The organism is Palleronia sp. LCG004 (assembly GCF_032931615.1).
Lineage (GTDB): Bacteria > Pseudomonadota > Alphaproteobacteria > Rhodobacterales > Rhodobacteraceae > Palleronia.
Window position 1 is genome coordinate 494,173 of record NZ_CP136759.1, and the last position, 25,471, is coordinate 519,643.

27 protein-coding genes and 2 tRNA genes are annotated in these 25,471 nt (G+C 63.9%); 16 read left to right on the plus strand and 13 right to left on the minus strand.

Translation table 11 applies throughout. From position 1 onward, the window contains the following. Positions 1-3: 3 nt before the first annotated feature. Entirely contained in the window at positions 4-975 is a 972-nt protein-coding gene (locus tag RVY76_RS02400) for a zinc transporter ZntB (RefSeq protein WP_317375586.1), read from the plus strand. Positions 976-1,064: 89 nt separating this feature from the next. On the opposite strand, the gene RVY76_RS02405 is transcribed toward RVY76_RS02400, so the two are convergent. Then, entirely contained in the window at positions 1,065-1,562 is a 498-nt protein-coding gene (locus RVY76_RS02405; RefSeq protein WP_317375588.1) for a ferritin-like domain-containing protein, read from the minus strand. Positions 1,563-1,682: 120 nt separating this feature from the next. Here RVY76_RS02405 and RVY76_RS02410 point away from each other — a divergent pair. After that, positions 1,683-1,758, plus strand: a tRNA-Trp gene (locus RVY76_RS02410). Positions 1,759-1,764: 6 nt separating this feature from the next. On the opposite strand, the gene RVY76_RS02415 is transcribed toward RVY76_RS02410, so the two are convergent. The 3 genes from RVY76_RS02415 to RVY76_RS02425 form a co-directional block, all read right to left on the minus strand. Beyond that, a complete protein-coding gene (locus RVY76_RS02415; protein ID WP_317375590.1) occupies positions 1,765-2,109 on the minus strand; it encodes a DUF3140 domain-containing protein in 345 nt (114 codons plus the stop codon). A 71-nt stretch (positions 2,110-2,180) separates the two neighbouring features. Then, a complete protein-coding gene (locus RVY76_RS02420; protein WP_317375592.1) occupies positions 2,181-4,064 on the minus strand; it encodes an acyl-CoA synthetase in 1,884 nt (627 codons plus the stop codon). Between the two features lie 122 nt (positions 4,065-4,186). Beyond that, on the minus strand, positions 4,187-5,968 hold the full coding sequence (locus tag RVY76_RS02425) for an ABC transporter transmembrane domain-containing protein (RefSeq protein WP_317375594.1): 1,782 nt from the start codon (positions 5,966-5,968) through the stop codon (positions 4,187-4,189). A gap of 329 nt (positions 5,969-6,297) precedes the next feature. Between RVY76_RS02425 and RVY76_RS02430 the strand changes: the two genes are divergently transcribed. The 9 genes from RVY76_RS02430 to RVY76_RS02470 all read left to right on the plus strand — a co-directional run bounded on the left by RVY76_RS02430 (position 6,298) and on the right by RVY76_RS02470 (position 12,916). Beyond that, the gene (locus tag RVY76_RS02430; RefSeq protein ID WP_317375595.1) at positions 6,298-7,404 is read left to right on the plus strand and encodes a patatin-like phospholipase family protein; all 1,107 of its coding nucleotides are present in this window, start codon (positions 6,298-6,300) and stop codon (positions 7,402-7,404) included. Between the two features lie 12 nt (positions 7,405-7,416). Continuing rightward, positions 7,417-8,163 carry an acetoacetate decarboxylase gene (locus RVY76_RS02435; RefSeq protein WP_317375597.1) on the plus strand — a complete coding sequence of 249 codons (747 nt, stop codon included), beginning with the start codon at positions 7,417-7,419 and terminating at the stop codon, positions 8,161-8,163. 5 nt (positions 8,164-8,168) lie between these two features. Further along, a complete protein-coding gene (locus tag RVY76_RS02440) occupies positions 8,169-8,807 on the plus strand; it encodes a cytochrome b/b6 domain-containing protein (RefSeq protein WP_317375599.1) in 639 nt (212 codons plus the stop codon). After that, complete coding sequence (locus tag RVY76_RS02445; RefSeq protein ID WP_317375600.1) at positions 8,804-9,589, plus strand: 3-hydroxybutyrate dehydrogenase; 786 nt, start codon at positions 8,804-8,806, stop codon at positions 9,587-9,589. The genes RVY76_RS02440 and RVY76_RS02445 overlap by 4 nt, the downstream gene beginning before the upstream one ends. Positions 9,590-9,614: 25 nt before the next feature. After that, positions 9,615-9,884, plus strand: coding sequence for a 3-ketoacyl-ACP reductase (locus RVY76_RS02450; RefSeq protein ID WP_317375601.1), 270 nt, complete (start codon positions 9,615-9,617; stop codon positions 9,882-9,884). A gap of 31 nt (positions 9,885-9,915) precedes the next feature. Further along, positions 9,916-10,146, plus strand: a complete 231-nt coding sequence (locus RVY76_RS02455) for a hypothetical protein (protein ID WP_317375602.1) — start codon at positions 9,916-9,918, stop codon at positions 10,144-10,146. Further along, positions 10,143-10,292: a DUF3096 domain-containing protein gene (locus RVY76_RS02460; protein ID WP_317375604.1), complete on the plus strand. Its 150-nt coding sequence runs from the start codon at positions 10,143-10,145 to the stop codon at positions 10,290-10,292. Before RVY76_RS02455 ends, RVY76_RS02460 begins: the two co-directional genes overlap by 4 nt. 63 nt (positions 10,293-10,355) lie before the next feature. Continuing rightward, positions 10,356-11,360, plus strand: a complete 1,005-nt coding sequence (locus tag RVY76_RS02465; protein WP_317375605.1) for an HlyD family secretion protein — start codon at positions 10,356-10,358, stop codon at positions 11,358-11,360. Continuing rightward, positions 11,357-12,916 carry a DHA2 family efflux MFS transporter permease subunit gene (locus RVY76_RS02470; RefSeq protein WP_317375606.1) on the plus strand — a complete coding sequence of 520 codons (1,560 nt, stop codon included), beginning with the start codon at positions 11,357-11,359 and terminating at the stop codon, positions 12,914-12,916. The genes RVY76_RS02465 and RVY76_RS02470 overlap by 4 nt, the downstream gene beginning before the upstream one ends. A 97-nt stretch (positions 12,917-13,013) precedes the next feature. Here RVY76_RS02470 and RVY76_RS02475 read toward each other — a convergent pair whose 3' ends face one another. From RVY76_RS02475 to RVY76_RS02490, 4 genes are all read right to left on the minus strand, one after another. Further along, positions 13,014-13,673, minus strand: coding sequence for a hypothetical protein (locus RVY76_RS02475; RefSeq protein ID WP_317375608.1), 660 nt, complete (start codon positions 13,671-13,673; stop codon positions 13,014-13,016). Then, the gene (locus tag RVY76_RS02480) at positions 13,660-13,983 is read right to left on the minus strand and encodes a DUF202 domain-containing protein (protein ID WP_317375609.1); all 324 of its coding nucleotides are present in this window, start codon (positions 13,981-13,983) and stop codon (positions 13,660-13,662) included. The genes RVY76_RS02475 and RVY76_RS02480 overlap by 14 nt, the downstream gene beginning before the upstream one ends. A 12-nt stretch (positions 13,984-13,995) precedes the next feature. Then, on the minus strand, positions 13,996-16,584 hold the full coding sequence (mprF, locus tag RVY76_RS02485) for a bifunctional lysylphosphatidylglycerol flippase/synthetase MprF (protein WP_317375610.1): 2,589 nt from the start codon (positions 16,582-16,584) through the stop codon (positions 13,996-13,998). 183 nt (positions 16,585-16,767) lie between these two features. Further along, positions 16,768-17,328 carry an HdeD family acid-resistance protein gene (locus tag RVY76_RS02490; RefSeq protein ID WP_317375611.1) on the minus strand — a complete coding sequence of 187 codons (561 nt, stop codon included), beginning with the start codon at positions 17,326-17,328 and terminating at the stop codon, positions 16,768-16,770. A gap of 165 nt (positions 17,329-17,493) precedes the next feature. Here RVY76_RS02490 and RVY76_RS02495 point away from each other — a divergent pair, with 165 nt between their 5' ends. Further along, a complete protein-coding gene (locus tag RVY76_RS02495) occupies positions 17,494-18,171 on the plus strand; it encodes a response regulator transcription factor (RefSeq protein ID WP_317376698.1) in 678 nt (225 codons plus the stop codon). A gap of 64 nt (positions 18,172-18,235) precedes the next feature. Further along, on the plus strand, positions 18,236-19,531 hold the full coding sequence (locus RVY76_RS02500; RefSeq protein WP_317375613.1) for a HAMP domain-containing sensor histidine kinase: 1,296 nt from the start codon (positions 18,236-18,238) through the stop codon (positions 19,529-19,531). A gap of 230 nt (positions 19,532-19,761) precedes the next feature. On the opposite strand, the gene RVY76_RS02505 is transcribed toward RVY76_RS02500, so the two are convergent. Further along, positions 19,762-20,499 (minus strand): endonuclease/exonuclease/phosphatase family protein, encoded by a 738-nt coding sequence (locus RVY76_RS02505; RefSeq protein WP_317375614.1) that lies wholly within the window; start codon positions 20,497-20,499, stop codon positions 19,762-19,764. A 600-nt stretch (positions 20,500-21,099) separates the two neighbouring features. After that, a tRNA-Gly gene (locus tag RVY76_RS02510) sits at positions 21,100-21,173 on the minus strand. Positions 21,174-21,521: 348 nt separating this feature from the next. Between RVY76_RS02510 and hemP the strand changes: the two genes are divergently transcribed. Beyond that, positions 21,522-21,674: a hemin uptake protein HemP gene (gene hemP, locus RVY76_RS02515; protein ID WP_317375615.1), complete on the plus strand. Its 153-nt coding sequence runs from the start codon at positions 21,522-21,524 to the stop codon at positions 21,672-21,674. A gap of 133 nt (positions 21,675-21,807) precedes the next feature. Further along, positions 21,808-22,086, plus strand: a complete 279-nt coding sequence (locus RVY76_RS02520) for a DUF1289 domain-containing protein (RefSeq protein WP_317375617.1) — start codon at positions 21,808-21,810, stop codon at positions 22,084-22,086. Between the two features lies 1 nt (position 22,087). On the opposite strand, the gene RVY76_RS02525 is transcribed toward RVY76_RS02520, so the two are convergent. The 3 genes from RVY76_RS02525 to RVY76_RS02535 all read right to left on the minus strand — a co-directional run bounded on the left by RVY76_RS02525 (position 22,088) and on the right by RVY76_RS02535 (position 24,122). Beyond that, the gene (locus RVY76_RS02525; protein WP_317375619.1) at positions 22,088-22,558 is read right to left on the minus strand and encodes a DNA starvation/stationary phase protection protein; all 471 of its coding nucleotides are present in this window, start codon (positions 22,556-22,558) and stop codon (positions 22,088-22,090) included. A gap of 82 nt (positions 22,559-22,640) precedes the next feature. After that, positions 22,641-23,033, minus strand: coding sequence for a hypothetical protein (locus RVY76_RS02530; RefSeq protein ID WP_317375620.1), 393 nt, complete (start codon positions 23,031-23,033; stop codon positions 22,641-22,643). A gap of 90 nt (positions 23,034-23,123) precedes the next feature. Next, the gene (locus RVY76_RS02535) at positions 23,124-24,122 is read right to left on the minus strand and encodes a GlxA family transcriptional regulator (RefSeq protein ID WP_317375622.1); all 999 of its coding nucleotides are present in this window, start codon (positions 24,120-24,122) and stop codon (positions 23,124-23,126) included. Positions 24,123-24,212: 90 nt separating this feature from the next. On the opposite strand from RVY76_RS02535, the gene RVY76_RS02540 reads away from it, so the two are divergent. Continuing rightward, a complete protein-coding gene (locus RVY76_RS02540; RefSeq protein WP_317375623.1) occupies positions 24,213-25,466 on the plus strand; it encodes a sarcosine oxidase subunit beta family protein in 1,254 nt (417 codons plus the stop codon). The last annotated feature ends 5 nt before the right edge of the window (positions 25,467-25,471 follow it).

Consider the following 25,471-nt stretch of genomic DNA (forward strand, 5'->3'; position numbering starts at 1 on the left):
CCGATGACACGCCACATCATCTTCGCCCATCACCTGAGCGGCGATCAGAGAGGCGTGACGATCGCGCCAGACGACATCGTCGCGGCGCTGCGTGATCCTGCGCCGGCATGGCTGCACCTTCAGGCCGACGCTCCGGAGAGCGTCAGCTGGATCGACGAACATCTGCATTACCTCGACCCGGCGATCCGCGCGGCCCTGACAGAACCCGAGACACGGCCCCGGGCGGTGAAGGCCGGAAAGGGAGTCCTGCTGTTCCTGAGGGGGATCAACCTCAATGCGGGGGCCGATCCCGAGGATATGGTCTCGCTTAGGATCTATGCCGACAGCGCGCAGATCGTGTCCCTCTCGCGACGGTCGCTGCGGACGGTCGACACGCTCGCGCGGCGGATCGAGGAGGGCGAGGGCCCCGAAACCGCAGGCGGCCTGATCGCGGATTTTATCGAGGAACTGACGTCCCGGATCGAGACCCAGGTCACCGATCTCGAGAATCGCACCGAGGTGCTGGAGGCGGCCGTGATCGAGGCACCGCTGGCGGAGCATTCGAGCGAGGTCACGGATCAGCGGTTGGAGCTCGCGGATCTGCGGCGTTTTCTGCCGGCCCAGCGGGACGCGGTGAAGGATATGGTCAGGATGGACACCGATCTTCTCGGCACTGCGCAGAGGGTCAGCATCGATGAACAGCAGCATCAGCTCGTCCGGGTGGTCGAGACGCTCGACGCGCTGCGCGAGCAGCTGAGCGCGATCCGTTCGGAGATAGACGGAGCGCGCGACGAGCGGCTGAACCGCAATCTCTATGTGCTGTCCGTGATCTCGGCGGTGTTCCTGCCGCTCGGGTTCATGACGGGGCTTATGGGGATCAACGTCGCCGGCATGCCCGGCGAGCATTGGCCGCCGGCCTTCTGGGTGTTCTCCTTCGGGATGGCGGTGCTCGGGGCGGGCGTGCTCGTCATCCTGAAGTTCCTCAGAATCCTTTAAAGCGGCACGCAAAAAAAAAGAACCCCCGGAGGCAATACTCCGGAGGTTCGGACGGCTCATGCGGCCCGAGATCCGCATGACAGGCTACCTTAGGCAGCAGCCGCGTTAACGCCGCCCTTCGTCGCGATTTCGGTCATGTGGCGATCGCCCTGGTAGGTCTCGTCGAGACATTCCTGGAGCACCGCCGCGTCACCGTCGAGTTCGAGGCGGTTGGCAAACGCCACGAGGCAACCGTAACCTGCGAGGGCGTAATGCACCATGCGCTGATATTGCGTGATGATCATCGCGTCGCGCACGTCATCATCGCCGAATTCCTCTTCGAGCGCGTGCGAGCGCGCTTCCTTCACGAGGCCCTGCATTCCCTTGCAGAATTCCCCGTCGGGGTTGATCCCGTGATCCGAGCAGAGCTTCGAGATCTTCTCCATCCCTTCGGCGATCCCCTTGCCACCGGCGGCAAGCGCTTCGGAAAGCTCCTGATGGGTGGCTGCGTTTCCGAGTTCGGTGGTCGCGTCGAGGGATTGCTGGCAGGCCGAGTAAAGGTCCTGCATTTGATCGAGATAGACGTCTTTGAGGCTGTTGAGGGCCATGGTTCAGGTCTCCCTTCTGCATTCGTTCATATTCGGACTGCGAACAAGGCGGCGGCGGGATTTGTTCCCCCGATCCGGTCTTGACCCCCGGGCGGGGCTGGATTACCCACGCGACCGGATAGGGGTATAGCTCAGCTGGTAGAGCGACGGTCTCCAAAACCGTAGGTCGCGGGTTCGAAACCTGCTGCCCCTGCCAGACCGCTCAGGACGCGCAGCCGTCTTCCTTGAGCGGATCGTGGCCCCAGTTCATCAGCGAATAGCGCCAGGTCGTGTCCTCGACATCGCCTTTCGGTACCTGCGAGCAGTGCCGGTTGATGTATCCGACCACCTTCTGCATCCAGTCCCATTGATCGTCGCTCAGGTCGTCCTTGTTGGTGCGCTTGATGTCGACGATCTTCCGGCCCGATTCGTGTCCTGTCGATTCACCCTTGTCGCTGTCGCCGACGGATTTGCTCTCGTCGGTCTCGAGCCAGTCCTCGAGCTCCTTCGGGGCCATGTTGACGCGGTCGCGCCATTCGTCCCAGATCTCGTCACGTGATTTTGCCATGATGCGTCTCCTTCGACGCTTCAAAGGCAGAGGCGGGGAAGGGGTTCCCCGGGCACCTTGTCGCGGGCAGGCTAGCCGTCGGCCCAGTCCCATGCACCCGGATAGAGATCCATTATGCGGGTGACCTCGTCACGGTCCGACGGATCGTCGGTCGCGATCCGCGCGGCGAGACCGTGCTTCTTGTCCTCGACGACGCCTGCCACGCGAGCGGAAAGCCCGGCCTCGGAGAAGGCGCGGTCGTAGACGCGGGCGATGGCGCGGCGGCGCAGATCCGGTTTGAAGACCTTGCCGACGGCGGTTTTCGGCAGTTCGTCGAGGATCTCGATATATTTGGGCCAGGCGGCGCGCTCGTGGATATGCTCGCGGGAATGGGCCATCAGTTCGTCGACGCTGGCGGTGGCACCGCTGCAAAGCTCGACATAGGCGCAGGGCAGCTCTCCGGAATGGGCATCGGGCTGGCCGATCGCGCCCACCATGGCGACGGCCTCGTGGCCGGCGAGCGCCTCCTCGATCTCGGCGGGATCAATGTTGTGGCCACCCCGGATGATGAGATCCTTGGCGCGGCCGGTGATCCAGAGATAGCCATCCTCGTCGATGCGGCCGAGATCGCCCGTCCGGAGATGCTTGCCGTAGAAGAGATCACGATTGGCATTCGGGTCGGCATATGTGCTGCCGTGATGGACGCCCGGATTGTCGACGCAGATTTCGCCGATACTGTCGACCGGGCAGGGCTCGGGGCCGTCCGGGCCGTTGCGGAAGATCTTGACGTCGGTATGGGGGAAGGCCAGGCCGATGGAGCCGATCTTCTTGCGGCCCTCAGGAGGGTTGCAGGAGACGAGGCAGGTGGCCTCGGTCAGACCGTACCCCTCGCAGATCGTGACATTGGCTGCGGTCTCGAACCGACGGTAGAGTTCGACCGGCAATGGCGCGGAGCCGCAGAAGGCGATCTTGAGCTTCGAGATGTCGGCATCGACCTTCTGCTGCATGAGCGCCGACATGGCGGTCGGCACCGTGATCATGAAGGTGATGCCGTGACGCTCGCAGAGCTTCCAGAAGTTCTTGATGACCCCGTCGCCGCGATAGCCCGCAGGCGTCGGAAAGACGACATGCGCGCCCGAGGCGAGCGACGATCCCATCACGACGATGGCCGCGAAGACGTGGAACATCGGCAGCGGACAGATCATCGTGTCCGTCTCGTCGAAGAGGAGCCTCTGGCCGATCCACCCGTTGTAGATGATGCCGGAATGCTTGTGCTGCGCGAGCTTGGGCATTCCCGTCGTGCCGCCGGTATGGAAATTCGTGCAGATCCGGTCGACCGCGCGATCCTCGAAGTCGAGCGTCTCGTTCTGGCGATCGAGGGCGGCGTCGAAGGCATGGACCTTCGCGTCGTGCCGTCTGTCGAGCTTCGGTCGCAGGAACGGGATGACCAGCTTCTTCACGCCGCTCAGGTAATGGCGAAGGTCGATCTCGATCACGTGGCGGACATTCGGTGCCTCGGCGACGGCGGCCGCGGCCTTCTGCGCGAGGTCGGACCGGGGGAAGCTGCGCAACGTCACCAGAACGCGCGCACCCGTCTGGTTCAGCAGCGACGTGATCTGCGCCGGCTCGAGCATGGGGTTGATCGGCGCCACGATGCCCGCGACCATTCCGCCGAGATAGGTCACGACCGCTTCGTTGCAGTTCGGCAGCAGATACGCGACCTTCTCGTCTTCTGCGACGCCGAGTTCGCGCAGCAGGTTCGCCATCTGAGCGGTACGGGCGCGAAGGTCGTTCCAGCTGAGCGTCTCGCTCTTGTCGTCTGGGCCCGAGGTGAGCTGGAACGTGATCGCGGGGCGGGGGCCGTGCGCATCGGCCGTGCGGTTCAGCATCTGCCAGACGGTTCGCGGCAGGTCGCGTTCCGCCCAGGGGCCTTCGGCCTCGATCGCGCGGCGATCCTCGATGGTCGCAAAGGCCATGATGGTCTTCTCCCCCTTAACCGGCATTCTTGCGAAATGCCGCGTACGTCAGTGAAATCAGAAACGTTTCGTCATGCAAGCGCATCGCGACGGCGGCCACGGCACGGGCATGGCCATCGATGCTATTCCGCGGCGAGATCGGCGGTGAATTGCAGTCGGGCGAGACGGGCATAGAGGCCGCCATCGGCCACCAGCTCGTCGTGGCGGCCCGATGCCACGATGCGGCCGCGTTCGAAGACGAGGATGCGATCGGCCTTCTTCACGGTGGCCAGGCGATGCGCGACGACGAGCGTGGTCCGTCCGGTCGACAACCTGTCGACGGCCCGCTGGACGAGATATTCTGATTCCGCGTCGAGCGCGCTCGTCGCTTCGTCGAGAAGCAGGATCGGCGCGTCGCGCAGGATGGCACGCGCGATGGCGATGCGCTGCTTCTGCCCGCCCGACAGCATCACGCCTCGCTCGCCCACATAGGTGTTGTAACCGTCAGGCAGGGCGGTGAGGAAATCGTGCGCGGCGGCGGCGCGGGCGGCGGCCTCGACCTCGGCATCGGTGGCGTCGGGCCGGCCGAAGCGGATGTTCTCGCGCGCCGAGCTCGCGAAGATCACGGGGTCCTGAGGGACCAGTGCGATGCGGCGGCGGAAATCGCGTCGCGACATCTCTGAAAGCGGCATCCCGTCGAGCGTGATGCGGCCGCTCTGCGGATCGTAGAACCTCAGCAGGAGTTGGATGATCGTTGTCTTGCCTGCGCCGGACGGGCCGACCAGCGCCACGGTTTCTCCCGGTGCCACGTCGAAGGACACGTCGTCGAGCGCGCTCGCGGTGGGCCGCGCGGGGTAGGCGAAGCGGACGTTCTGGAACCCGATGGACCCGGCCGGGGCGGGCAGGGCGGCGGGCGCGGCCGGATCGACGACGGTGTCAGTCGCGGTCAGAAGCTCGACCAGGCGTTCCGTCGCACCGGCGGCGCGTTGCAGCTCGCCCCAGATCTCGCTCAGCGCGGCGACGCTGCCCGCGACCATCACCGCGTAGATCACGAACTGGACGAGTTCGCCCACGCTCATCGCTTCGGCACGAACGTCGCGCGCGCCGACCCAGAGAACGCCCACGATGCCCGAGAAGACCAGCAGGATGACGAGCACCGTCATCACGGCACGCACCGCGATCCGCGTCCGCGCCGATCGGAAGGATTCCTCGGTAACATCGGCGAAGCGGGCGCGGGAAACGCCCTCGTGAGTGAAGGCCTGCACGGTCTGCACCGAACTCAGCGCCTCGGACGCCTCGCCGGAGGAGCGGGCGATCCAGTCCTGGTTCTCGCGGCCGAGACGGCGCAGACGCCGGCCGAGCGTGATGATCGGCACGATCACCAGCGGCACGATCATCAGCACGAGGAGCGAAAGCTTGAACGACGTGAAGAAAAGGAGCGCCAGGCCGCCCAGGAGGATCAGCAGGTTCCGGAGCGCGATCGAGACGGAGGAGCCGATGACCGACAGGATCAGCGTCGTGTCGGTGGTGATGCGGCTGAGGACCTCGCCCGTCATGATCCGTTCGTAGAAGGCGGGCGACATGCCGATGACCCGGTCGAAGACCGCCTTGCGCAGGTCGGCCACGACACGCTCGCCCAGGCGGGTCACGAAATAGTATCTGAGCCCCGTACCGACGGCCATCAGCGCGGCGAGCAGGAAAGCGGCGAGAAAATATTCGTCGAGCAGCCGTTCGGCCGAGGTCTCGAACCCGTCGACGACGCGGCGCGCGGCGATCGGCAGCAGAAGCGACACGCAGGCCGTGAGGACGAGCGCCATGATCGCGACGCTGAGGAGGCCGCGATAGGGTCTGAGAAAGGGCCAGAGCGCGCCCAGGGCACCGATCTTGCGGGATCGTGCGCGGTCTTCGGTGCTTCGGGCGGCCAAGATGTGCCTCGTCTCGGGAAAGGAATGTCGATCTTCTAGGCAAAGGCGCGCTGTGCAGCAAGCGACGGCTGGTCGCGCATCGCTCGCACCGTGTCTCCGGTCCGGCGACGCGATAGTGCCGGGGTCTCAATCGGGTCGTAGCTGGCCCGTGGCGCGACAGGAGGCTGCAGCCGCTCCTATCCGCCGGGGTCGTGTGCGCCCAGGGGAAGCGAGGAGCGCGCGGCGTTGGGAAGCTGACAAATATGTAAGGTTGCCGAAAGTCTGGTGCAGGAGTGCGGTCCTAGATGTCCTGCATCGACACGGAATGCAGCTTTGAAGGAACGACCGCCATGGCCTCAGCCGAACTGAATGCACTGGTCCTGCAGGGCGGCGGAGCACTCGGTGCCTATCAGGCCGGCACGTACTCGGCCCTTGAAAGGGCGGGGTATTCCTTCGACTGGATCGCCGGAATCTCGATCGGTGCCATCAATGCCGCGCTGATCTGCGGCAACCGCAAGGAAGACCGTGTCGCCGCACTCAAGGCATTCTGGAACAGGATCACGTCCAACCTGCCGGTCTCTTCGCCCGTCTGGACGGTCGCCGGTCGCCGGGCGTTTTCGGAACTGGCCGCGACGGAGGTTACCATGGCCGGTGCTCCGGGCTTTTTCCGGCCGCGGCTGCCCATCGCGTTCTGGCCTTTCGGCCCCGAGCGGGCGCTCGGCTTCTACGACACCACGCCGCTTGCGGCGACGCTGAACGAACTGGTCGATTTCGACCTTCTCAACGACAGTGGTCCGCGGCTCTGCGTCGGTGCGACCGACGTGGAGACCGGGAACTTCGTCTATTTCGACAGTCGGACGACGCGGATCGACGCGCGCCACATCATGGCCAGCGGAGCGTTGCCCCCGGGTTTTCCCCCTGTCGAGATCGACGGTCGCCGGTACTGGGATGGCGGCCTCGTGTCGAACACGCCGCTGCAATACGTCATGGAAGAGGCCGAGGGCGATCAGCCGATCTGCGTCCTCCAGGTCGATCTCTTCAATGCGCGGGGCGGGCTTCCGGTCGATGTGATCGACGTGCAGCAGCGCGAGAAGGACATCCGCTATTCCAGCCGGACCCGGCTGACCACCGACCGCTACCGCCAGCTGCACGCGCTCAGCGCCGCGGCCGAGCGGCTGGCCGAAAGATTGCCCGACGCCCTCAAGGACGATCCCGATCTGGCGCTGCTGCGCGGAGCCGGCCCGTCCTGCCCGGTCACGCTGGTCCATCTGATCCATCGCAAGGAAGGCTTCGAAGGCAACGCCAAGGATTACGAGTTCTCGCGGCAGTCGATGTCCGACCACTGGCACTCGGGCCTCGAGGACGTCGAGCGAACGCTGTCCTCCAAGACGTGGAAGTCGCGTGTCCCCGGGGCGGACGGCTTGCAGATTTTCGATCTCGGAACACGCGAACAATAGGGAGATTGCCCAATGAACACGTCCGACCTCGTCTCGCAGGCCTTCGCGATGCCTGTGACCAGCCCGTCCTATCCCAAGGGACCATACCGGTTCGTCAACCGCGAATTCCTGACGATCACCTACCGCACCGACATGGAGGCCCTGCGGAGGGTCGTGCCGGAGCCGCTCGAGATCCCCGAGCCGCTGGTGAAGTACGAGTTCATCCGCATGCCCGATTCGACAGGCTTCGGCGATTACACCGAAAGCGGCCAGGTGATCCCGGTCACGCTGGACGGTGTCGCGGGTGGCTATGTGCATTCGATGTTCCTGAACGACGATGCGCCGATCGCCGGCGGACGCGAGATCTGGGGCTTTCCGAAAAAGCTCGCCGATCCGTCGCTTCGGGTGGAGAAGGACACTCTGGTAGGGACGCTGGATGTGGGGTCCGTGCGGGTGGCGACCGGGACCATGGGCTACAAGCATCGCACCCTCGACCACGACACCGTGCTCAAGGGCTTCGACGCGCCGAACTTCATGCTCAAGGTCATCCCGCACGTCGATTGCACGCCGCGGATCTGCGAGCTCGTCCGCTACTATACCGAGGACGTGACGTTGAAGGGGGCCTGGGAGGGTCCGGCGGGCCTCGAACTGCACCAGCACGCGCTGGCAACGGTCGCGGAACTGCCCGTTCGCGAGGTCGTATCGGCCGTCCATCTGCTCACGGATCTGACGCTCGGCCTCGGCGACGTCGTCCACGACTATCTACGACAGGAAGGATGACGGTCATGCAGACCGAAGAGCATCAGACCCCGATCGCCGCGACCTCGCGCCACAATCTGCCGACACGGCTGGTCCATGCCGGACTCGCGCTGGCCGTCGTCACACAGCTTCTCACCAGCCTCGTGCTGCAACCGGCCGAGGACGGTCACGCGGGAAACTTCTGGTTCGAGATCCACGAATATGGCGGCCTGAGCGCCTTTGCCCTGATCGTGCTGTTCTGGATCGTGCTGACGGCCCGCCGACGCGGGACGCCCGCGGGCCTGCTGTTTCCATGGGTCTCGGGCGAGCGATTGTCGGCACTCTGGTCCGACATCGTGCGGTACGCAGGCGCGCTTCGCCGTCTGCGACTGCCCCCACATGACGATGCGAGCCCGCTGGCCAGCGCGGTGCATGGGCTGGGCATCCTGCTCATCACCGCGATGGCGACGTCCGGCACGCTCTATTACTTCATCGGGAACGGTAATCCCGATGCCGGCGGGCTGGTGGGTGCCACGATGTTCGTTCACCGGACGCTCGCGAACCTCGCCTGGGCGTACCTGATCGGCCACGCGAGCATGGCCGTCCTCCAGCATCTCTTCACCGATTTCAATCTGCGCGGGATGTGGTCCCTCCACACCGCGCCAAAGAAGGAAGCCACGAAATGATGACCCTCAAGGAAAAGGTCTGCATCATCACGGGTGCCGCCAGCGGCATCGGCCACGGGATCGCCAAACGATATGTCGCCGACGGGGCGAGGGTCGTGATCGCCGATCTGAAACTCGACGCGGCGCAAAGGGCCGCGGACGAGCTGACCGCCCAGGGGCCCGGCGAAGCCATGGCCGTGGAGATGAACGTCACCGACGAGGATCAGGTCAATGCCGGCATCGCGAAGGTCGTCGATGCCTGGGGCAGGATCGATGTCCTGGTCTCCAATGCCGGGGTGCAGATCGTCCATCCGATCGAGGATTTCCCGTTCGACGAATGGAAGAAACTGCTGTCGATCCACCTTGACGGCGCGTTCCTGACCTCGAAGGCGGTGATACCGCACATGCAGAAGACCGGCGGGGGCGCGATCATCTTCATGGGCTCCGTCCATTCCAAGGAAGCCAGTGCTTTGAAATCCGCCTACGTGACCGCGAAGCACGGTCTGCTGGGGCTCGCCCGCGTCATTTCAAAGGAAGGCGCGAAGCATGGGATCCGCGCCAATGTCATCTGCCCGGGTTTCGTGAAGACGCCGCTGGTCGAGAAGCAGATTCCGGAACAGGCACGCGATCTTGGCATCTCCGAGGAGGAGGTCGTCAACAGGATCATGCTGGGCGAGACGGTCGATCAGGAATTCACCACGATCGAGGACGTGGCCGAGGTCGCGCATGTCTTCGCGGCCTTCCCGACGAATGCGCTGACCGGCCAGTCGCTGGTGGTCAGTCACGGCTGGTACATGAACTGACCCTGGGCGGAAAAGGAGACACGCCATGGAAAACGAGGACCTTCACGACCGTCTCGAGCTGCTCCGGCGGAAGATCGAAGCCGCCGAGGAAAGGCTGCACGAGCGGGACAATCCACCTCATGACGAGGCGCACCTGACCGCGAGAGAGCTGAAGGAGCGCTACAGGAGATTGCAGGCGCGTGTGAGCGACGAGGTCGCCGATGCCGAAGCGCACGGGCACCACGTGAGCAATCTCGAACGCTCCGTGAGACAGTGGGTCGACAGCTTCGATACCGCGCATACCGCGTCCGACTAGAAAGCAATCACGGACTGAAAAGGAGACCGTCATGTCCGAACTGACCGTCATCGAGGACGATACACCCGAACACGCCAAGACGGCCCGCGCCGACCTTGTGGCCATGCCACGCGAATGCCCGATCGATCTGGCCGGTACCGCGGCATTGCCGGGTGCGCCGACCGGTTGCGGGCTCGGCACCGATGACTTGCATCGCCCGATGCGGGTCTTCGCGGTGTCCCATGGGACGGAGGTCGGCGCATCCGCACCGGAGCAGGCATGACGTCCGTGCTTGTCGTACAGCCGCTTCTGGCTCTGATCGCGGGCATCCTGATCCTGGTGTTCCCGAGGCTCCTCAACTACCTGATCGCCGCGTATCTGATCCTCTTCGGGTTGGCAGGGCTCTTCCCCCATCTCTTCGGCGCCTGAGCGCTCGACCCAACCGGGCGCGAGTCCTAGAAAGGGACCCGCACCCGTTCCATCAGGCCAAGCATGAAACACCTCAAACCGATCATTCTCGTTCTCGCTCTTGTCGCCGTGGGTGGCGGATTGTGGCTGTGGTGGCAGCACGAACGAGTTCATCCGTCCACGGATGACGCCTATCTTCAGGCGAACGTGCTGACCGTCGCCCCACAGGTCGGCGGCGCGATCGAGACGGTCGAGGTCTCCGAGAACCAGCATGTCGAAGCGGGGGATCTGCTGTTCCAGATCGAGACCGACGATCTGGAGGCGGCGGTCGAATCCGCGCAGGCCACCTATGACGATGCACGGATGCAGAACAGCTCGGCGATCACCGAGCTGTCTTCGGTCTCGGCGCAGGTCGACAGCGCGAGGGCCGCGCTGACCGATGCGCAGGATGCCTATGACAGGACGTCAAGGTTGTTCGAACTGGGCGACGTGGCACAGGCTGCGCTGGATCAGGCCACCTCGACCCGCGATCAGGCAAGGGCCGCACTGGACAGTGCGCAATCCGCGCTGACATCGGCGCGCGAGCGGACGGGCGAGGCCGGAGACGACAACCCCGCCGTGCGTGCGGCGGAGGCGCAACTGACCCTCGCGCGGATCAACCTGGAGCGGGCGCGGGTGACGGCCCCCGTCTCGGGCTGGATCGCCAATCTCGATCTCAGGCCCGGCGCGCTGGTGGCTCCGAACATGCCGCTCTTCTCGCTGGTCGAGGACGGGGACTGGTGGATCGACGCGAACTTCAAGGAAACCGATCTCGCGCGTCTGCGCCCCGGTCAGCCGGTGACGATCGAAATCGACATGTATCCGGGCCTGACGCTCGATGGCATGGTCGAGAGCCTCGGTGCTGGGTCGGGGGCGGTCTTCTCGCTGTTGCCGCCGCAGAACGCGAGCGGAAACTGGGTCAAGGTCACGCAGCGCTTTCCGGTCCGCATCGGTCTCGACACCCGCCCCGACGATCCGGCGATGCAGTTGCGCGTCGGCGCAAGCACGAGCGTCACCGTCGATACGTCGGAACTGGACGACGGGCGATGAGCTCCGCCGAGGCGTCGGACGAGGCGGCACCTGCGCCGCGCGGCGGGGCAGGCAAAGCGGTTCGCTGGACGATCGTGCTGGCCGTCGTGCTGACGGCGGTGCTCGAAGTGCTCGACAGCACCATCGTCAACGTGGCGCTGCCGCAGATCCAGGCGGCCTTCGGCATCACCAACGACCAGACGGTCTGGATCCTCACCAGCTATATCGTGGCCTCGGTCGTGGTCATGCCGCTCACCGGGTTCTTCGTCCGGCGGGTGGGGCGGCGGCGACTGATCATCTCAGCCATCGTCGGCTTTGCCACCTTCTCGGCGCTCTGCGGTCTGTCGTGGAGCGTCGAGATCATGGTCGCCTGCCGCCTCGGGCAAGGTATCTTCGGTGCCTTCCTGATCCCGCTGTCGCAATCGATCCTCTTCGACAGCTTTCCCAAGGAAAAACGCGGGCAGGCCATGGCGTTCTTCGGACTAGGCGTCGTGGTGGCCCCCGTGCTGGGGCCCACGCTGGGGGCTCTCCTGACCGAGTACTTCTCGTGGCGGGCGGTCTTCTACGTCAACCTGCCCATCGCAGCCTTTGCCCTGACCATGATGTCGGGAGAGCTGAAATCCGAGGACACCCATGCGATCAGGGTCGACTGGGTCGGTCTCGCGCTCATGGTGGGGGCCATCGCGTCGCTGCAGCTGATGCTGGACCTCGGTCAAAGCCGCGACTGGTTCGCCTCGAAGCTGATCCAGATCGCCGCGATCGCGATGATCGGCTGCGGCGTCGCGTTCGTGGTGCGGGGCCGGGGAAAGGCCGACAACATCATCGATTTCTCGCTGTTCCGCGATCGCAGCTTTGCCGGTGCGAACGTCGCGATCATGGGCTTCGGCGTGGCGATGTTCGGTTCGATCGCGATCCTGCCGCTCTTCGTGCAGGGTCTTCTGGGCTATCCGGTGCTCGATGCGGGGTTCCTGTTCATCCCGCGCGGGATCGCGGCGGGCTTTTCGATGGTGCTGACCGGATCGGTGCTGGTCACGCGGTTCGATCCGCGCAAGCTTCTGGTGCTGGGACTGGTCCTGACGGGGACGGGCAACATGATGCTGGGTCTTCTGAACCTCGATGCGGGTTTCTGGAACCTCGCATGGCCTGGCGTCGTCTCGGGCCTCGGAATGGGGCTGTTCTTCGTTCCGATGTCGACCCTTGCGTTCCAGAATATCGGTTCGGACCGTCAGGACGAAGCCTCGGGCATCTATGGCGTGACGCGGTCGCTGGGCTCGTCGGTCGGCATTGCACTGGTCGGCTGGCAGGTCGCGAGCCGGATGCAGTTCCATTATGCAACGCTGGCATCCGGCATCACGCCTTTCGACGCAGCCGCGAGGGACTGGCTCGCGCCGCTGAACCTCGATCCCGGCTCGGCCGAGGGGGCCGCACGGATCGCCGCGCAGATCCAGCAGCAGGCCAGCTTGCTGGCGTTCCAGGATGCCTTTCTCCTGACGGGGGCCGCGGCATTCCTGATGTTGCCCGTAGTGCTGATACTGCAGCGCCCGAAAGCGCAGGCCGCCCCGGCGATCACGCATTGACGACGCGACCTGCGGCCTAGCCGGATGCCATGATCCGAACGGGGCTCTGCACTGCAATTGTGCAGGCCGGGGCCTCGATCCGGATTGCGGTCAGGTGCTAATCGTCCAGGCGAACGGATTGCTCTGGGTGATGATCCGGTAGCGGATCGCTGGTCGCCGGACGGACAACGGACAATCCGATGGAAAAGCCGATGATCAGGGCGATGACATGACCCGCATCGGCGAGCCGTTCCGGTGCCAGAGCGTATTTCCCCGCCACCATTCCGAGGATCGCGATCAGTTCGTAAGCGCGCTTGCCGTGCGCGGCGATCAGGACTCCGATCAGGCCGAAACCGCCCATGGACATGCCGACATCCGTGATCTTCGACAATGCAGCGAGGCCGGGGATCAGCGCGACCGCCGCCAGCAGGACCAGGGTTGCCGTGAGGTCGATCCCGAAGAACAGCCCGGCAGCACGCGGACTGCCCCAGAGCCATTCCGTGATGCCGATCGCGCTTGCCGCGAAGAGAAGTTGGCGCAGCAGCATGGCCGGATCGTGCGACAGGAATATGGCCGTTACGAATCGGGAGACGTCACCGTCGCGGATCGCATCGACGCCGATCCCCCTGGCCGTGAGCACAGTCCCATCGATATGACCCGAAAAGGTCCCGGCAACGGCATTGGCCGCCAGCATCACAGCGAGGAATGCCAGCGTGAACGGCACCCTCCGCATGCCGGTAGAAGCTATCTGCCCGAGCCGCGGATCAAGGCGCGACATGGACGACAAAGCTCCCAAGCAGCAGGAACAGGGCCATCACGAGCAAGAGCAGAAAGGCTTCGGCCGGGCCGTCATCGTCGGGCAGCCGCTCCTTCAGGTCGATCCGCCTGCGCACGTGCCGCATCCGAAGCCATGCGATGACCACGACGGCACCGCCCGCTGCAAAGAGCAGATAGGTCGACCAATGCGGCACCGAACGCTCGCCCAGCCGGGCGGCGGCAAGTCCGAAACCGACGATCGCAACGGCGGTGCGCACCCATGCGAGGAACGTCCGCTCGTTCGCGGCATGGGTCTGGAAATTGACGATCATCGAAGGCCCTTCCTATTTCATCAATCCGCGCAGCCCGCCCGAGACCAGCACGTTGACCTCATAGAGGATGCGGGGCGCGGCCAAACCGCCGGGGCAGGCGATATAGTTCGGCGACCAGACGGGATCGAACTTCTCCTTGAAGGCGCGCAACCCTTCGAAGTGATAGAAATGTTCGCCATGTTCGTAGATGAACCCGCCGATCCGGTTCCACATGGGTGCGAGCTGGCGGTTCTCGACCCCGGCAAACGGGGCAGCCCCCAGTGACATCCAGCGATAGCCCTCGGCCGCCCCCCTGAGCATCATTTCGGCAAAGAGCGCATCCATGGCAAAATGCGGAGCGTCGGGGAGATAGCGCATGAGGTCGAGCGACAGCTCGTGTCGGCCCGCGCCCTGGAAGAGGTTGGCGAATGCGATGATCCGCCCTTCGGGATCGCGCAGCACGGCCACGTCGAAATTACGAATGTATTCTTCGGTAAAGGCCCCGAGGGCAAAGCCCTTTTCCTCGCCCTGCTTCCGCGCGAGCCATGCGTCGGAGATGTGCCGCAACTCCGGCAGGACAGCGTCCAGTTCTGTACGCGGGACGACCCCATAGGTGAAACCGTCGCGGAGGGCCCGGCCGCGCGCCTGCCGGAGGCCCTTGCGCCTTGAGCCGTCGAGCGTGAAGCCCTGCAGATCGACGCGTGCAACCTCGCCGATCTTCAGGATGGAGAGCCCGAGATCGAGGTAGGTCGGCAGATATGCCGGTGACACCGCGTAGAACGCCACGCGCTTGCCTGCCCGATAGGCGCGTTCGCGCAATGCCCATATCAGGTCCTGTCCGGCCTTCGGGTCGCCCACGGGATCCCCCTTGGCGATCAGCGAAGTCCCGGTATCCGCATAGGTGATGAACGCGGTTTCGTCGTCGGAGACGAGGAACAGCTTGTCACCCGTCAGCGCGATGTTCGCCTCGGTATCCTCGCTTTCCGCCACGAGTTTTCGTACGATATCGGGGATCTCGGGCAGCTCGCGAACCGGAGGGCGGTAGCTGATGAGCGAGTTGACGATGACCGCCGCAAGTACGATGGCAAGGATCAGGCTGGCACGAAGGAAGCGCGATGCATCGCCGTTCCAGCTGAATTGCCACCACAGGGCGTTCCGGTAATCGACGTGATCATAGGCGAACAGTCCGATCCAGAAGATCGCAGCGGCCAGCACGACGATGCTGATGATCCACCGCCGGTCGAGGCGGAACAGGGAAATGCTTTCGGCGCGGTAGAATGCGGGGCGCAGCAATCCAAGCGCGATGAGCGTCGCGGCCATGGTAAGCGCCTCGATCCAGTCAAGCCCCTTGGCAAGCGAGACGACCGAGCCGACAGCGATGAGCGCCATGGCAAAGAGCCATGCGCGGTAGAGCTTTCGGTAAAGCCCCGCCGCCACGACGATCAGCAGGGCACCCGCGAGGCTTCCGGCGAGATGGGAGGCTTCGACGACGCCCAATGGAAAGACATCGCGCAGAAGATCGAGCCGCGTGCCTTCGGCGGGCAGGTTGCCCGAGACGAGCAGGATGATGCCGGCGAGCATGGCAAGCGCCGCGGCAAGGACCGGCACCACGGGTTTGGTCGCGCGCCAGACGACGCCTGACATGGCGTGTAGTTTTCCTCGATTGGCCAAGGCGGCCGCGACGGCCAGCCCGATCGCCGCGATCGCGAAGGGCAAAAGGGTATAGATGAGGCGATAGAGCAGCAGCGACGCCAGAACGTCGGGTCGGCCCGTGGCCCCGAGCCCGGCGATGATGGTCGCCTCGAACGCGCCCAACCCTCCGGGCGCGTGGCTGAGGATGCCGAGCCCGACTGCCGCGAGGAAGACCGTCGCGAAGACGGCGATGTTCGGTGCGATGTCGGGTGGCAGCAGCACGTAGAGGGTCAGGGCGGTGCCTGCGACATCCATGATACCCGCAAGCGTCAAGCTCGCCGCCTGTGCCGGTCCTGGAAGGTCGACGACGTACTCGTCCGATCTGACGCGCCTCCTGCCGGTGGCCAGCCAAAGCATATACGCGGCGAAACCGGCTAGAAGGACCGCGCCGATCGACGTCTCGACGACGGGCGGGATATCGACGACCGCGCCCAATCCCGCGGGATGCAGGGTCAACAGCGCGCCGAAGGCCAGAAGAAGCGCGGATACGAAACCCGACCACGAGATCCCGACGATCGCGGTGACCTTGACGAAGTCGAGGCCGAAGGCGGAATAGACCCTGTATCTGACGGCCGTACCGGTCAGATACGACACCCCGAGGAGGTTCGATATCGCGTAGCCCGCGGCCCCGGTGACCATCGGTACCGCTGCAGGCATTCTGTTCGGTGCGACGATCCGCGTTGAGAGGAAGTCGTAGGCCGCGATTCCGGCAAAGCTCAACAATGTGCAGGCGAATGCCACGAGGAGCAGTTCGGGCCGTGCCGACGCGAGATCGGCCTTCACCTCTGTCCATCGCACGTGACCGGCGAGTTCGTGCAGCACGATGACGGCGATCATACCGATGACGACGGGGATCAGGATCTTTGTTGCCGGGTGTTCGATCAGCCGGATCGCCCGCTTGACGAATGTCGGGGTCTTGATGGTCGCCATCCATGCCTTCCTTGAAAGAATCGGTTCGGTCATTCCTGAATATGCGGAAATGAGTTCTGCCAGCTCGGGAAATCTGGTGGGACCGGCGGGGAGGTCGCCATCGGTTCGCCGAATGTTCAGGACGAGGGCCAGCAGGGGGCCGACGGGACCGTACCCGGAACGAGTTCGCTCATCCCCACCATGTCAGCGCATGTTTCTTGCCGGTTTTGCCAGCATGACCAGCGACAGGCCGGTCGACAGAAAGTTGAGACCCATCATCAGGCCCAATGTCCAGCTTGCGGTCCATGGCCATCCGAACAGGATAACGACACCCGCGGCAAAGGAACAGAGACCGCTGAACACGAGCCATCCCCAGTTCGACACATGCGCGCTGCTGCGAAGCCCGAAGAGGATCGAGAGGATGCCCTCCATCAGGAACGAAAGCATCATCAGCACTGTCAGTGCGGCGATTCCCGCAAGCGGAAAGAGGATGAGGGCGACCCCCACGAGGAACAGGAACCCGAAGGCGGCGAAGCCATAGCGCCATTCCGGCGCGGGCCGGATCGACCGGGAGAACCAGAGGCCAACGGCCCCCCACAGGGTCAGCATCCATGCCACGAGCAACTCGGCCTCGAAAGTCGCCACCCTAGGCAAGAAGATGGCGAGGATGCCGAACGCGGCAAGGATACAGCCGACAACTCTCAGGTTCCTAAAACCGTTCCTTTTCGCGGTCGGGCGCGTCGGCGATCGAGGATGAGTCTGCATTGGAAAAGCTCCCACGGGCCCGAGGGGATCTGTCGGGCACGAGAGAAGACTAGGCGCGGGTCATCGCCCGGATCTCGCTCGAATCTTACTTCGATGCAAAGAAGCCCGTTTCGCTGGCACCGAGGGGCAGGGTCTCGTTAGATGGCGGCAAGGAGATGGATGCAAATGAAGATCATGCTCGCGGAAGACGATGCCAAGGTGGCCGACTACATCGTCGCCGGATTGTCGGAACATGGCCATTCCGTGGATCGGTTCGACGATGGTCGCGATGCGCTCAGCTATTGCCTCTACAACGACTGTGATCTGGCGATCCTCGATCGGATGTTGCCGGGGATGGACGGATTGTCGGTGCTCAAAGCGCTCAGGGCGTCGAACAAGTCCCTGCCGGTCCTTTTCCTGACTGCGCTAGGACAGGTCGACGATCGCGTCGAAGGGCTGGCAGCGGGGAGCGACGACTACCTTACGAAGCCCTTCCATTTCTCGGAGCTCGTCGCCCGCATCGACGCGATCGTCCGCCGCAAGACCGAGACCAGCGTCCAGCCCGTCCTGACCGTGCACGATCTGACGCTCGATCTGATGTCCCGCACCGCGACGAGGCAGGGAAACGTCATCGAATTGCACAGCAAGGAATTCAGCATCCTCGAGGTCCTGATGCGAAATTGCGGGCGTGTCGTCACCCGGACGTTGCTGCTGGAGCGGGTCTGGAACTTCAATTTCGAACCAAACACCACCGTGGTCGAGACGCATATGAGCCGGCTGCGCGCCAAGGTCGACAAGCCGTTCGACACGCCCCTGATTCACACGATCCGAAATACCGGGTATTCCATGCATGGACCGCGGTGACGTCCTTTCGGGTGCCGCCTTCTCGGCAGTCCTGCGCTCGGCTTTCGCGTTCGTCATCGTCCTCGTGCTGTTCGGCTGGGCCGCACTGATCTACGTGGAACGCAGCCTGGTGGCGGAGCTGGGCGACGATGTGGAGCAGCGCTGGCACATCATCGCCACGGACCATGCGAACGAAGGAGAAGACCACGTCGTCGACACGATCACCGAGGTGTCGCGTGTCAGGTCGGGCGGGCACCACGCCGTCGCGATCTTCGGGGCAGCTGACGACCTCCTCGCAGGGAACATCGTGACCCCGCCGGGGGGCGAGGGGCTGCAAGTCGGCCCGCTCGATCATGTCGATGCGATGCCGGGCGACGTCACGCGTGACTACGTCTATTTCTCCGGCCCGTTGCAAGGTGGCACACTGGTTGTCGGTCAGCGGCTGGACCTGCTTTTCCACACGCAAGTTCTCGTCTTTCGAGCGCTCACCCTGAGCGGCTTCCTCGTCGTTCTGACGATACTGGCCGTCGGCTACTATCTGAGCGGCAAGAGCCTGCGGCGATTGCGGGAGATCGAGGCCGCCCTGTCGAAAACCAGCGAGGGGGACATGGCGGTGCGCATTGCGGAAAGCGGCGGCACGACGCAGATCGATCGGATCGCAAGGCAGATGAATCACCATCTCGACCGGTTGTCGCGAATGGTCGCGACCACGCGCAATACCGCCGCCGCCGCGGCACATGATCTGAAGTCGCCGCTCGGCCGCGCCTATCTCTCGCTGGGCAAAGCCACCGAGTTGGTGGAGCGGGGCGAAGATCCCGCCGGTGCGCTCGCCGACACGCAGGACGAACTCGAGAACATGCGTGTCATCTTCGATTCCTACCTTCAGCTTTCCCGCATTGAGGCTGCCGGAGAAGATCACCTGACCAGGCAAGTCGATTTGCGCGCTTTGATCGCCGAACTGGTCGAGACCTTTGCCTTGATCGCCGAGGATGAAAAACAGGGGCTGTCCTTCGAGGTGGAAGAAGGGGAGTACGGGGTCATGGGCGATGGTCAGATGCTGCAGCAATTGGCGGTAAATCTTCTGCAGAATGCGGTCACCCATGGTGGCGATGGCAACATGATCACGGTGGGATTGAGCCGCGCGCCGGGGTGTATCCGGTTCACTGTCGCGGATACCGGGCCCGGAATTCCCGAGGCATCCAGAGATCGTGTCTTCGAGCCGTTCCACCGTCTCGATCCCAGCCGGTCAAAACCGGGAAGCGGCCTCGGGTTGGCACTCGTCCGTGCGATCGCCGAGAAACACAATGGGACGGTCACGTTCGGGGACAATCGTCCGGGGCTGATCGTCGAAGTCGACCTTCCCGCAGTCCTCCATCGCTGACCAATCGCCGCGTGAGGCTTTGCAGCTTGCTTTGGCTCGGCCTAGCCGTGGCCCTGTCGGGGGCGATAACCAAACCTGCATCAAGGCCGTCCACGCGGTTACCCGAATCGGACGATTGTCGCAGCCGAGTGACTGTGATCCGAACTTAAGCAGGCCGGCACGTTCGATCTTGAGGGATCAGTAATAACGTCGCAAGAGTATCCGCCTGTCATCCTCCGATCATCTACCTGTCACCCTTTTGCCGGTTCTGACCCCGCCATTCGCGCAAGGTTGAAGCGGCCAAGGATCGGCCGGTGATCCGACGCGATGCGTGTCAGGTGAGTATCCACCACACGGCTCTCGACGAGGTCGGCCCCATTCGACCAGGCAAATCGATCGAGACTCAGGAACGGGCGGCCCGCCGGAAAGCTGGGTCCGGGGCTCGCTTGCCGCATCGTGTGGCGAAGGGGCTCCAACCCCCGATGGGCGGACCATTCATTGAAATCTCCCGCCAGAATGGTCGGGCAGGGAGGCATCTCGCGGACCCTCTCCTGCAGGAAATGAAGTTGCGCGCGACGATTGCGCCGCAGCAAACCGAGATGGACGCCCGACAACCGAAATCGCGTGTTCGCGATGTGTGCCGTCACCACGACGGCTCCCCGAGGCTCCAATGCGGGCAGGTCGAAACGGAGCGTCTCCTCGATAGTGACGCTGGGCGAAAACAGGATCGCGATCCCATGCCAGCCGATGCCGACACCCGAGCCGGAGATCGGCAGGACATTGTAACCGGCGATCTGCCAGTCGGAGCTCGGAAGAGCGGACGGGCGTGGATGACGACGAAAATCGGCTTCCTGCAGGACGATGACATCGGCCCCGAGCTCCGAAATCACCTCGATCGTGCGCTCCGGCCGGCGCTTCAGATCCCGCCCGAGGCCGGCGCGTACGTTCCAGCTGGCGACCGTCAATCCGACGTCGTCATCTTTCTTCATTCCGAAGCCGCCTCCGAAGACAAGGGTGGGCCGGTTTTTGCCCCGTGGGAAAAATTCTATTTCTGGCTATCATGAACCGGATCGACCGCACCAGCAGGGTCAATTGCCAGACGTTGTGGCGAAACCTTCACGTCGGACATGACTGCTTCTCACCTCCTGACGTTATGCCATCCGGGCGATCGCGAAATTGCCGGGAGCCGCGACATGCTTGCGAGCATCCGAGCCGTTTGGCGAAGCGTCGAGTTGAACGGGAGCTAGATCTACAAGCAGTGTCGTATGTTCGAACTGGAGGACGCCCGCGGCGCTTTCTATGCGGCGTGCCAGATCATCTCGCAATCCGTTCAGCTCAGCGGCGACCACTGGTTCGCGTAGCGAGGTGTTGCGATGGGAATTGGTCGTTATGCGATGCAGGACCTGAGCTGCTGACGCGGACATTGATGATATCGAACTTCGTCAAGTGGATGGCTGCGCCCCAACCAAAGCGGTAGATCCGGAATGGCACCGGAACGCGACGAGAATTTCGATCGGATGAGCGATAGGCGCTTAAAATCTAACGCATCAGCGTTCGATTGATGCTTCAACAATCCGCAGATTGGGGGGTGGAGCGGGCGACGGGAATCGAACCCGTATCATCAGCTTGGAAGGCTGAGGTCTTACCATTACACAACGCCCGCGTCGGAACAGCTTCTACCATCGGGCGGTCAGGGGCTGCAAGACGGAATACGACGATGGAGGTTCGCTTTCGCCTTGCAGGATTTTGCATTGCAATATCCGACAATAATAATCAGAAATGGTGAAGGTCCAGCTAATCCGCATCTCTAGCGGGTCAGCCCGATCCTGTGACTGAATGACCAAGAGGGCGAGATGACCCATATGTTCGAACTGGCCGCAGCACATTTCGATCGACCCGGCCGGGGTCGGCGCGACCTGCGCAGGGCTACCCGGCCCTTCGGAGGATGGAGAATGGGATCACAACCCGCTCTGAATGGAATCCGGCCTGATGGCCCTGTGGAGGGCCCGGCATGAATGCGCACGGGCAAAGTTCAGGCGCGGCAATTCCCGTTCTCCGCGCGGATGACATCCTGAAGGGTGGCAAGGACGCACGGATCGTGCTGGGCGATCAGATCTATTGCCTGCATCTGACCAAGGCGGGAAAACTGATTCTTACGAAATGACAGGCGACCCCCCGTTTCACGATGGAGAGATCGCCCAAGCAGGAATGCTGGACGCGTGGGAGAACCCGGCCCATCTTTCACCGAAAGGCGTCGTGGGTCTGGCGACACGCGGCGCGACATTCGGAGCGAGATCATGGCCAAGACCGCGACCCCCTGCATCGATGTCTGCAAGTTCCGGCGAGATGGTGCGGCCGGCAAGCATTGCATCGGATGCTCGATGACCGAGGCGCAGAAAAAGATAAGCAAGAAACAGAAAAAGCCGCGGGAGGCCGCGGCTTTCGTAGCGCTCGTCGTGGCGCAGCAAAACGTTATGGGAGGCTACACGCATTGGCGCGACGCGTTTGTGAAACGATGCGTCAAGAAGGGCCGCCCGGTGCCCGATTGCGTGGGCGGCCCCGCTTCGAAGGGATGATTCAGGCGAGGTGGGCGCGGAGCATCCAGGCGAACTTGTCGTGGATGCGGCCACGTTCGATGGCGAGATCCTCGCTGCGGATGTCACCGTGCTTGGCGGCGATCTCCGACAGACCCGCGAGCGTTGCTCCGATCGTCTCCTGCGCTTCGGCAAGATGGCGGATCATCTCCTTGTCGGAGGCGGATTCGTCGCCTTCGGAAACCTTGGACCGTTCCAGATGCCCGGCAAGCTTGCCTTGCGCCGTCTGACCGATGGCGCGGACGCGCTCGGCCAGATCGTCCTGACCGACGAAATGATCTTCGTAGATCTCCTGGAACAGCGCATGCAGCGGGCCAAAGGCCATGCCGGTGACGTTCCAGTGATAATTCTGGGCGAGCATCGTGGTCACGACCGTCTCGGCGACAGCCTGATTCAGTGCATCGGCGATTTCGGCGCTGGCATCGGGTGTGAGATCGGAAGCGGTTTCGGCCATGTTTCTACCTTCCTGTGACGTGAGGGAGGGGATGGCTCGCGGTGAGCTGGCTGCCCCTTAGGGACCCCAAGATATTGTCCGCTCAGTAAATGTCCAGTGATCCGACCATGCCACGCATCAGCAGCATCAGTGTCGGGGCGGCCTGGGCATGGACGCGGCTCCTCACGAGAAAGCGCGCGCTCGAATGATCGCCATGCGCGATCGCGCGGGCAAGGGCCAGCAGCCATTCCTCGTCGAAGGACCGTCCCGATGCCCCGGGTCGCCAGAATACCGGCCGATGCCTCAGCATCTGCGGCAGCGTCCGGGTGAGCAGGGCTGCATGCGCCTCGGCCCCGGCATCGGGATCGAGCAGTTCGCAGGCCTTGAGGGAGCTGCGGGGGGCCGCGCGGCAATCGAGCGCCGCCATGCGGAGGCATGACACAAAACCCGGCTGAGGTTCCTCGGGGAGGGGAAGATGTTTGCGGAGTGCGGTCATCCCGGGCCTTTCGGTCGAAACGGCATCATCGTTCCTGACCAAGTTAGTCGGAATCATCGGCCGTGGGAAGAGCCCTTTGCGAAATGCGCGTCACGGAGCCGCGACGGAAGCATGCGCCTGGCGAAAGTCGCCGGGCGTCATGCCGTGCCGTTTGCGAAAGGCACGGATAAGATGCGGCACGTCGCAGAAACCGCAGGCCAGCGCGATATCCGTGACCGAGCGCGTCGAACCGGCGAGAAGGCGGGCCGCGTGATCGAGCCGCAGATCCATCGCGATCCGCGACGGGGGCGCACCGAGATCATCGCGGAACCGACGTTCGAGCGTCTTGCGGCCCACCCCGAGTTGCCGGGCGAGATCCGGGATTGATTCGGGCTCGTCTATCGACTGCTGCATCCTGATCAGCGCCTTGCGCACGACAGGATCGCGTGCGGGAGGTGTCTCGGGCAGGGCGGGTTGTGGACGTTCGCCGCTTTGCGCGCCGTCGATCATCAGGATGCTGAGGCTCTTGGCCGCGGCGACCTGACCCAGATGTCGCTCTACCACGAAAGCCGCGAGGTGGGCGGCCGAATGTCCGCCTGAACAGGTCAGGCGGTCGCGGTCGACGACGAAGATCTGGTTCGACACGGGCGTGGCCCCTGCGAAACGATCGGTGAAGTCGCGATGGTGGAACCAGCTCACGCAGGCGCGATAGCCTTCGAGAAGGCCGGCCGCGTAGAGCTGGAACACGCCCGTGCAGAGCCCGACCAGCGGCACGCCGGCTTCGGCATTCTCCCGCAGATAGGTGACGAGTTCCGGCGTCAGCGTTTCGCCCCGGCCGATGAGGCCGCCGACAACGACGATGTAGTCGAAGCGTCCGGCCAAGCGGAGCCGGGTGTCGGGCTGGATCCTGACGCCCGCGCTGGAGACGATGGGGTTCATGTCGGCGGACAGGACCTGCCAGTCGCAATGGATGCGTCGCGAGCGATCGCCTTCATCCGCCGCCAGCCTGAGCACGTCCACGAAATTCGCGAAGGCAGAGAGCGTGAAGTCCCGCGTCAGCACGAAGCCGACGCTGAGCCGGTTCGGCGGTACCGCATGCGTGATGTCCATGTCGCAATCGTACAGTCGCAAAGGGGCAATCGTCCAGTGCGTTGGTTGCCCCGCCTGATAGCTGTCGACAAATTCCCGAAAGGTGCCGCGATGACCAAATTCTCCGCCTTCTCGCTTCTGAAGAATGCCGTCACCGGGAATACGGGCTGGACCGAGCAATGGCCGAGCGCCGAGCCCAAGAAGGAATACGACGTCATCATCATCGGCGCGGGCGGCCACGGGCTGGGCGCGGCGTATTACCTCGCCAAGGAGCACGGGATCACCAATGTCGCCGTGATCGAGAAGGGATGGCTCGGCGGTGGCAATACTGGCCGCAACACGACGATCATTCGCTCCAACTATCTCTACGACGAGAGTGCGCGGCTCTACGATCATGCGCTCGACCTCTGGGAGGGGTTGAGCCAGGAGCTGAACTACAACGTCATGTTCTCTCGTCGGGGCGTGATGATGCTGGCCCACAACGTCCACGACGTTCAGAGCTTTCAGCGTCATGTGCATTCCAACCGGCTGAACGGCGTCGACAACGTCTGGCTGACGCGAGAGCAGGCGAAGACCTACTGCCCGCCGCTGAACATCTCGCCCGATGCGCGCTATCCGGTGATGGGCGCGGCGCTGCAGAAGCGAGCGGGAACCGCGCGCCACGACGCCGTCGCCTGGGGCTATGCGCGTGCGGCGGCGGCGCGAGGGGTCGACATCATCCAGAACTGCCCCGTCACCGCGATCCGGCGCGGGCCCGATGGCGCGGTCGAGGGTGTCGAGACCGGCAAGGGTCTCATTCGGGCGAAGAAGGTCGCGGTGTCGGCCGCGGGGCATACGAGCGTCGTAATGGAGACCGCGGGCGTGCGGATGCCGCTCGAAAGTTATCCGCTGCAAGCCTTGGTGAGCGAGCCGGTGAAGCCGATCTTTCCCTGCGTCGTGATGTCGAACACGGTCCATGCCTATATCAGTCAGTCCGACAAGGGAGAGCTGGTGATCGGCTCGGGCACGGACCAGTACACGAGCTATTCGCAACGCGGCGGCCTGCCACTGATCGAGCATACGGTCGCGGCCATCTGCGAGGTCTTTCCCATCTTCAACCGCATGCGGATGTTGCGGAAATGGGCCGGCATCGTGGATGTGACGCCCGACCGGTCGGCCATCCTCGGCAAGACGCCGGTGAAAGGGCTCTACGTCAATTGCGGCTGGGGCACGGGGGGGTTCAAGGCAACGCCAGGGGCTGCACACACGCTCGCCTGGACGGTCGCCAAGGACGAGCCGCACGAGATCAATGCACCCTTCACGCTTGAGCGGTTCACCACCGGCCGCCTGATCGACGAGGCGGCTGCCGCCGCCGTCGCACATTGAGGAGA

Coding starts and splice junctions, on each gene's coding strand:
- mprF (WP_317375610.1), bottom strand. CDS start 16,584: ATGGCGACCATCAAGACCCCGACATTCGTCAAGCGGGCGATCCGGCTG.
- RVY76_RS02450 (WP_317375601.1), top strand. CDS start 9,615: ATGGAAAACGAGGACCTTCACGACCGTCTCGAGCTGCTCCGGCGGAAG.
- RVY76_RS02490 (WP_317375611.1), bottom strand. CDS start 17,328: ATGCAGACTCATCCTCGATCGCCGACGCGCCCGACCGCGAAAAGGAAC.
- RVY76_RS02435 (WP_317375597.1), top strand. CDS start 7,417: ATGAACACGTCCGACCTCGTCTCGCAGGCCTTCGCGATGCCTGTGACC.
- RVY76_RS02470 (WP_317375606.1), top strand. CDS start 11,357: ATGAGCTCCGCCGAGGCGTCGGACGAGGCGGCACCTGCGCCGCGCGGC.
- RVY76_RS02535 (WP_317375622.1), bottom strand. CDS start 24,122: ATGGACATCACGCATGCGGTACCGCCGAACCGGCTCAGCGTCGGCTTC.
- RVY76_RS02480 (WP_317375609.1), bottom strand. CDS start 13,983: ATGATCGTCAATTTCCAGACCCATGCCGCGAACGAGCGGACGTTCCTC.
- RVY76_RS02505 (WP_317375614.1), bottom strand. CDS start 20,499: ATGAAGAAAGATGACGACGTCGGATTGACGGTCGCCAGCTGGAACGTA.
- hemP (WP_317375615.1), top strand. CDS start 21,522: ATGAATGCGCACGGGCAAAGTTCAGGCGCGGCAATTCCCGTTCTCCGC.
- RVY76_RS02400 (WP_317375586.1), top strand. CDS start 4: ATGACACGCCACATCATCTTCGCCCATCACCTGAGCGGCGATCAGAGA.
- RVY76_RS02420 (WP_317375592.1), bottom strand. CDS start 4,064: ATGGCCTTTGCGACCATCGAGGATCGCCGCGCGATCGAGGCCGAAGGC.
- RVY76_RS02430 (WP_317375595.1), top strand. CDS start 6,298: ATGGCCTCAGCCGAACTGAATGCACTGGTCCTGCAGGGCGGCGGAGCA.
- RVY76_RS02445 (WP_317375600.1), top strand. CDS start 8,804: ATGATGACCCTCAAGGAAAAGGTCTGCATCATCACGGGTGCCGCCAGC.
- RVY76_RS02495 (WP_317376698.1), top strand. CDS start 17,494: ATGAAGATCATGCTCGCGGAAGACGATGCCAAGGTGGCCGACTACATC.
- RVY76_RS02460 (WP_317375604.1), top strand. CDS start 10,143: ATGACGTCCGTGCTTGTCGTACAGCCGCTTCTGGCTCTGATCGCGGGC.
- RVY76_RS02540 (WP_317375623.1), top strand. CDS start 24,213: ATGACCAAATTCTCCGCCTTCTCGCTTCTGAAGAATGCCGTCACCGGG.
- RVY76_RS02520 (WP_317375617.1), top strand. CDS start 21,808: ATGGCCAAGACCGCGACCCCCTGCATCGATGTCTGCAAGTTCCGGCGA.
- RVY76_RS02525 (WP_317375619.1), bottom strand. CDS start 22,558: ATGGCCGAAACCGCTTCCGATCTCACACCCGATGCCAGCGCCGAAATC.
- RVY76_RS02440 (WP_317375599.1), top strand. CDS start 8,169: ATGCAGACCGAAGAGCATCAGACCCCGATCGCCGCGACCTCGCGCCAC.
- RVY76_RS02405 (WP_317375588.1), bottom strand. CDS start 1,562: ATGGCCCTCAACAGCCTCAAAGACGTCTATCTCGATCAAATGCAGGAC.
- RVY76_RS02530 (WP_317375620.1), bottom strand. CDS start 23,033: ATGACCGCACTCCGCAAACATCTTCCCCTCCCCGAGGAACCTCAGCCG.
- RVY76_RS02455 (WP_317375602.1), top strand. CDS start 9,916: ATGTCCGAACTGACCGTCATCGAGGACGATACACCCGAACACGCCAAG.
- RVY76_RS02475 (WP_317375608.1), bottom strand. CDS start 13,673: ATGTCGCGCCTTGATCCGCGGCTCGGGCAGATAGCTTCTACCGGCATG.
- RVY76_RS02465 (WP_317375605.1), top strand. CDS start 10,356: ATGAAACACCTCAAACCGATCATTCTCGTTCTCGCTCTTGTCGCCGTG.
- RVY76_RS02415 (WP_317375590.1), bottom strand. CDS start 2,109: ATGGCAAAATCACGTGACGAGATCTGGGACGAATGGCGCGACCGCGTC.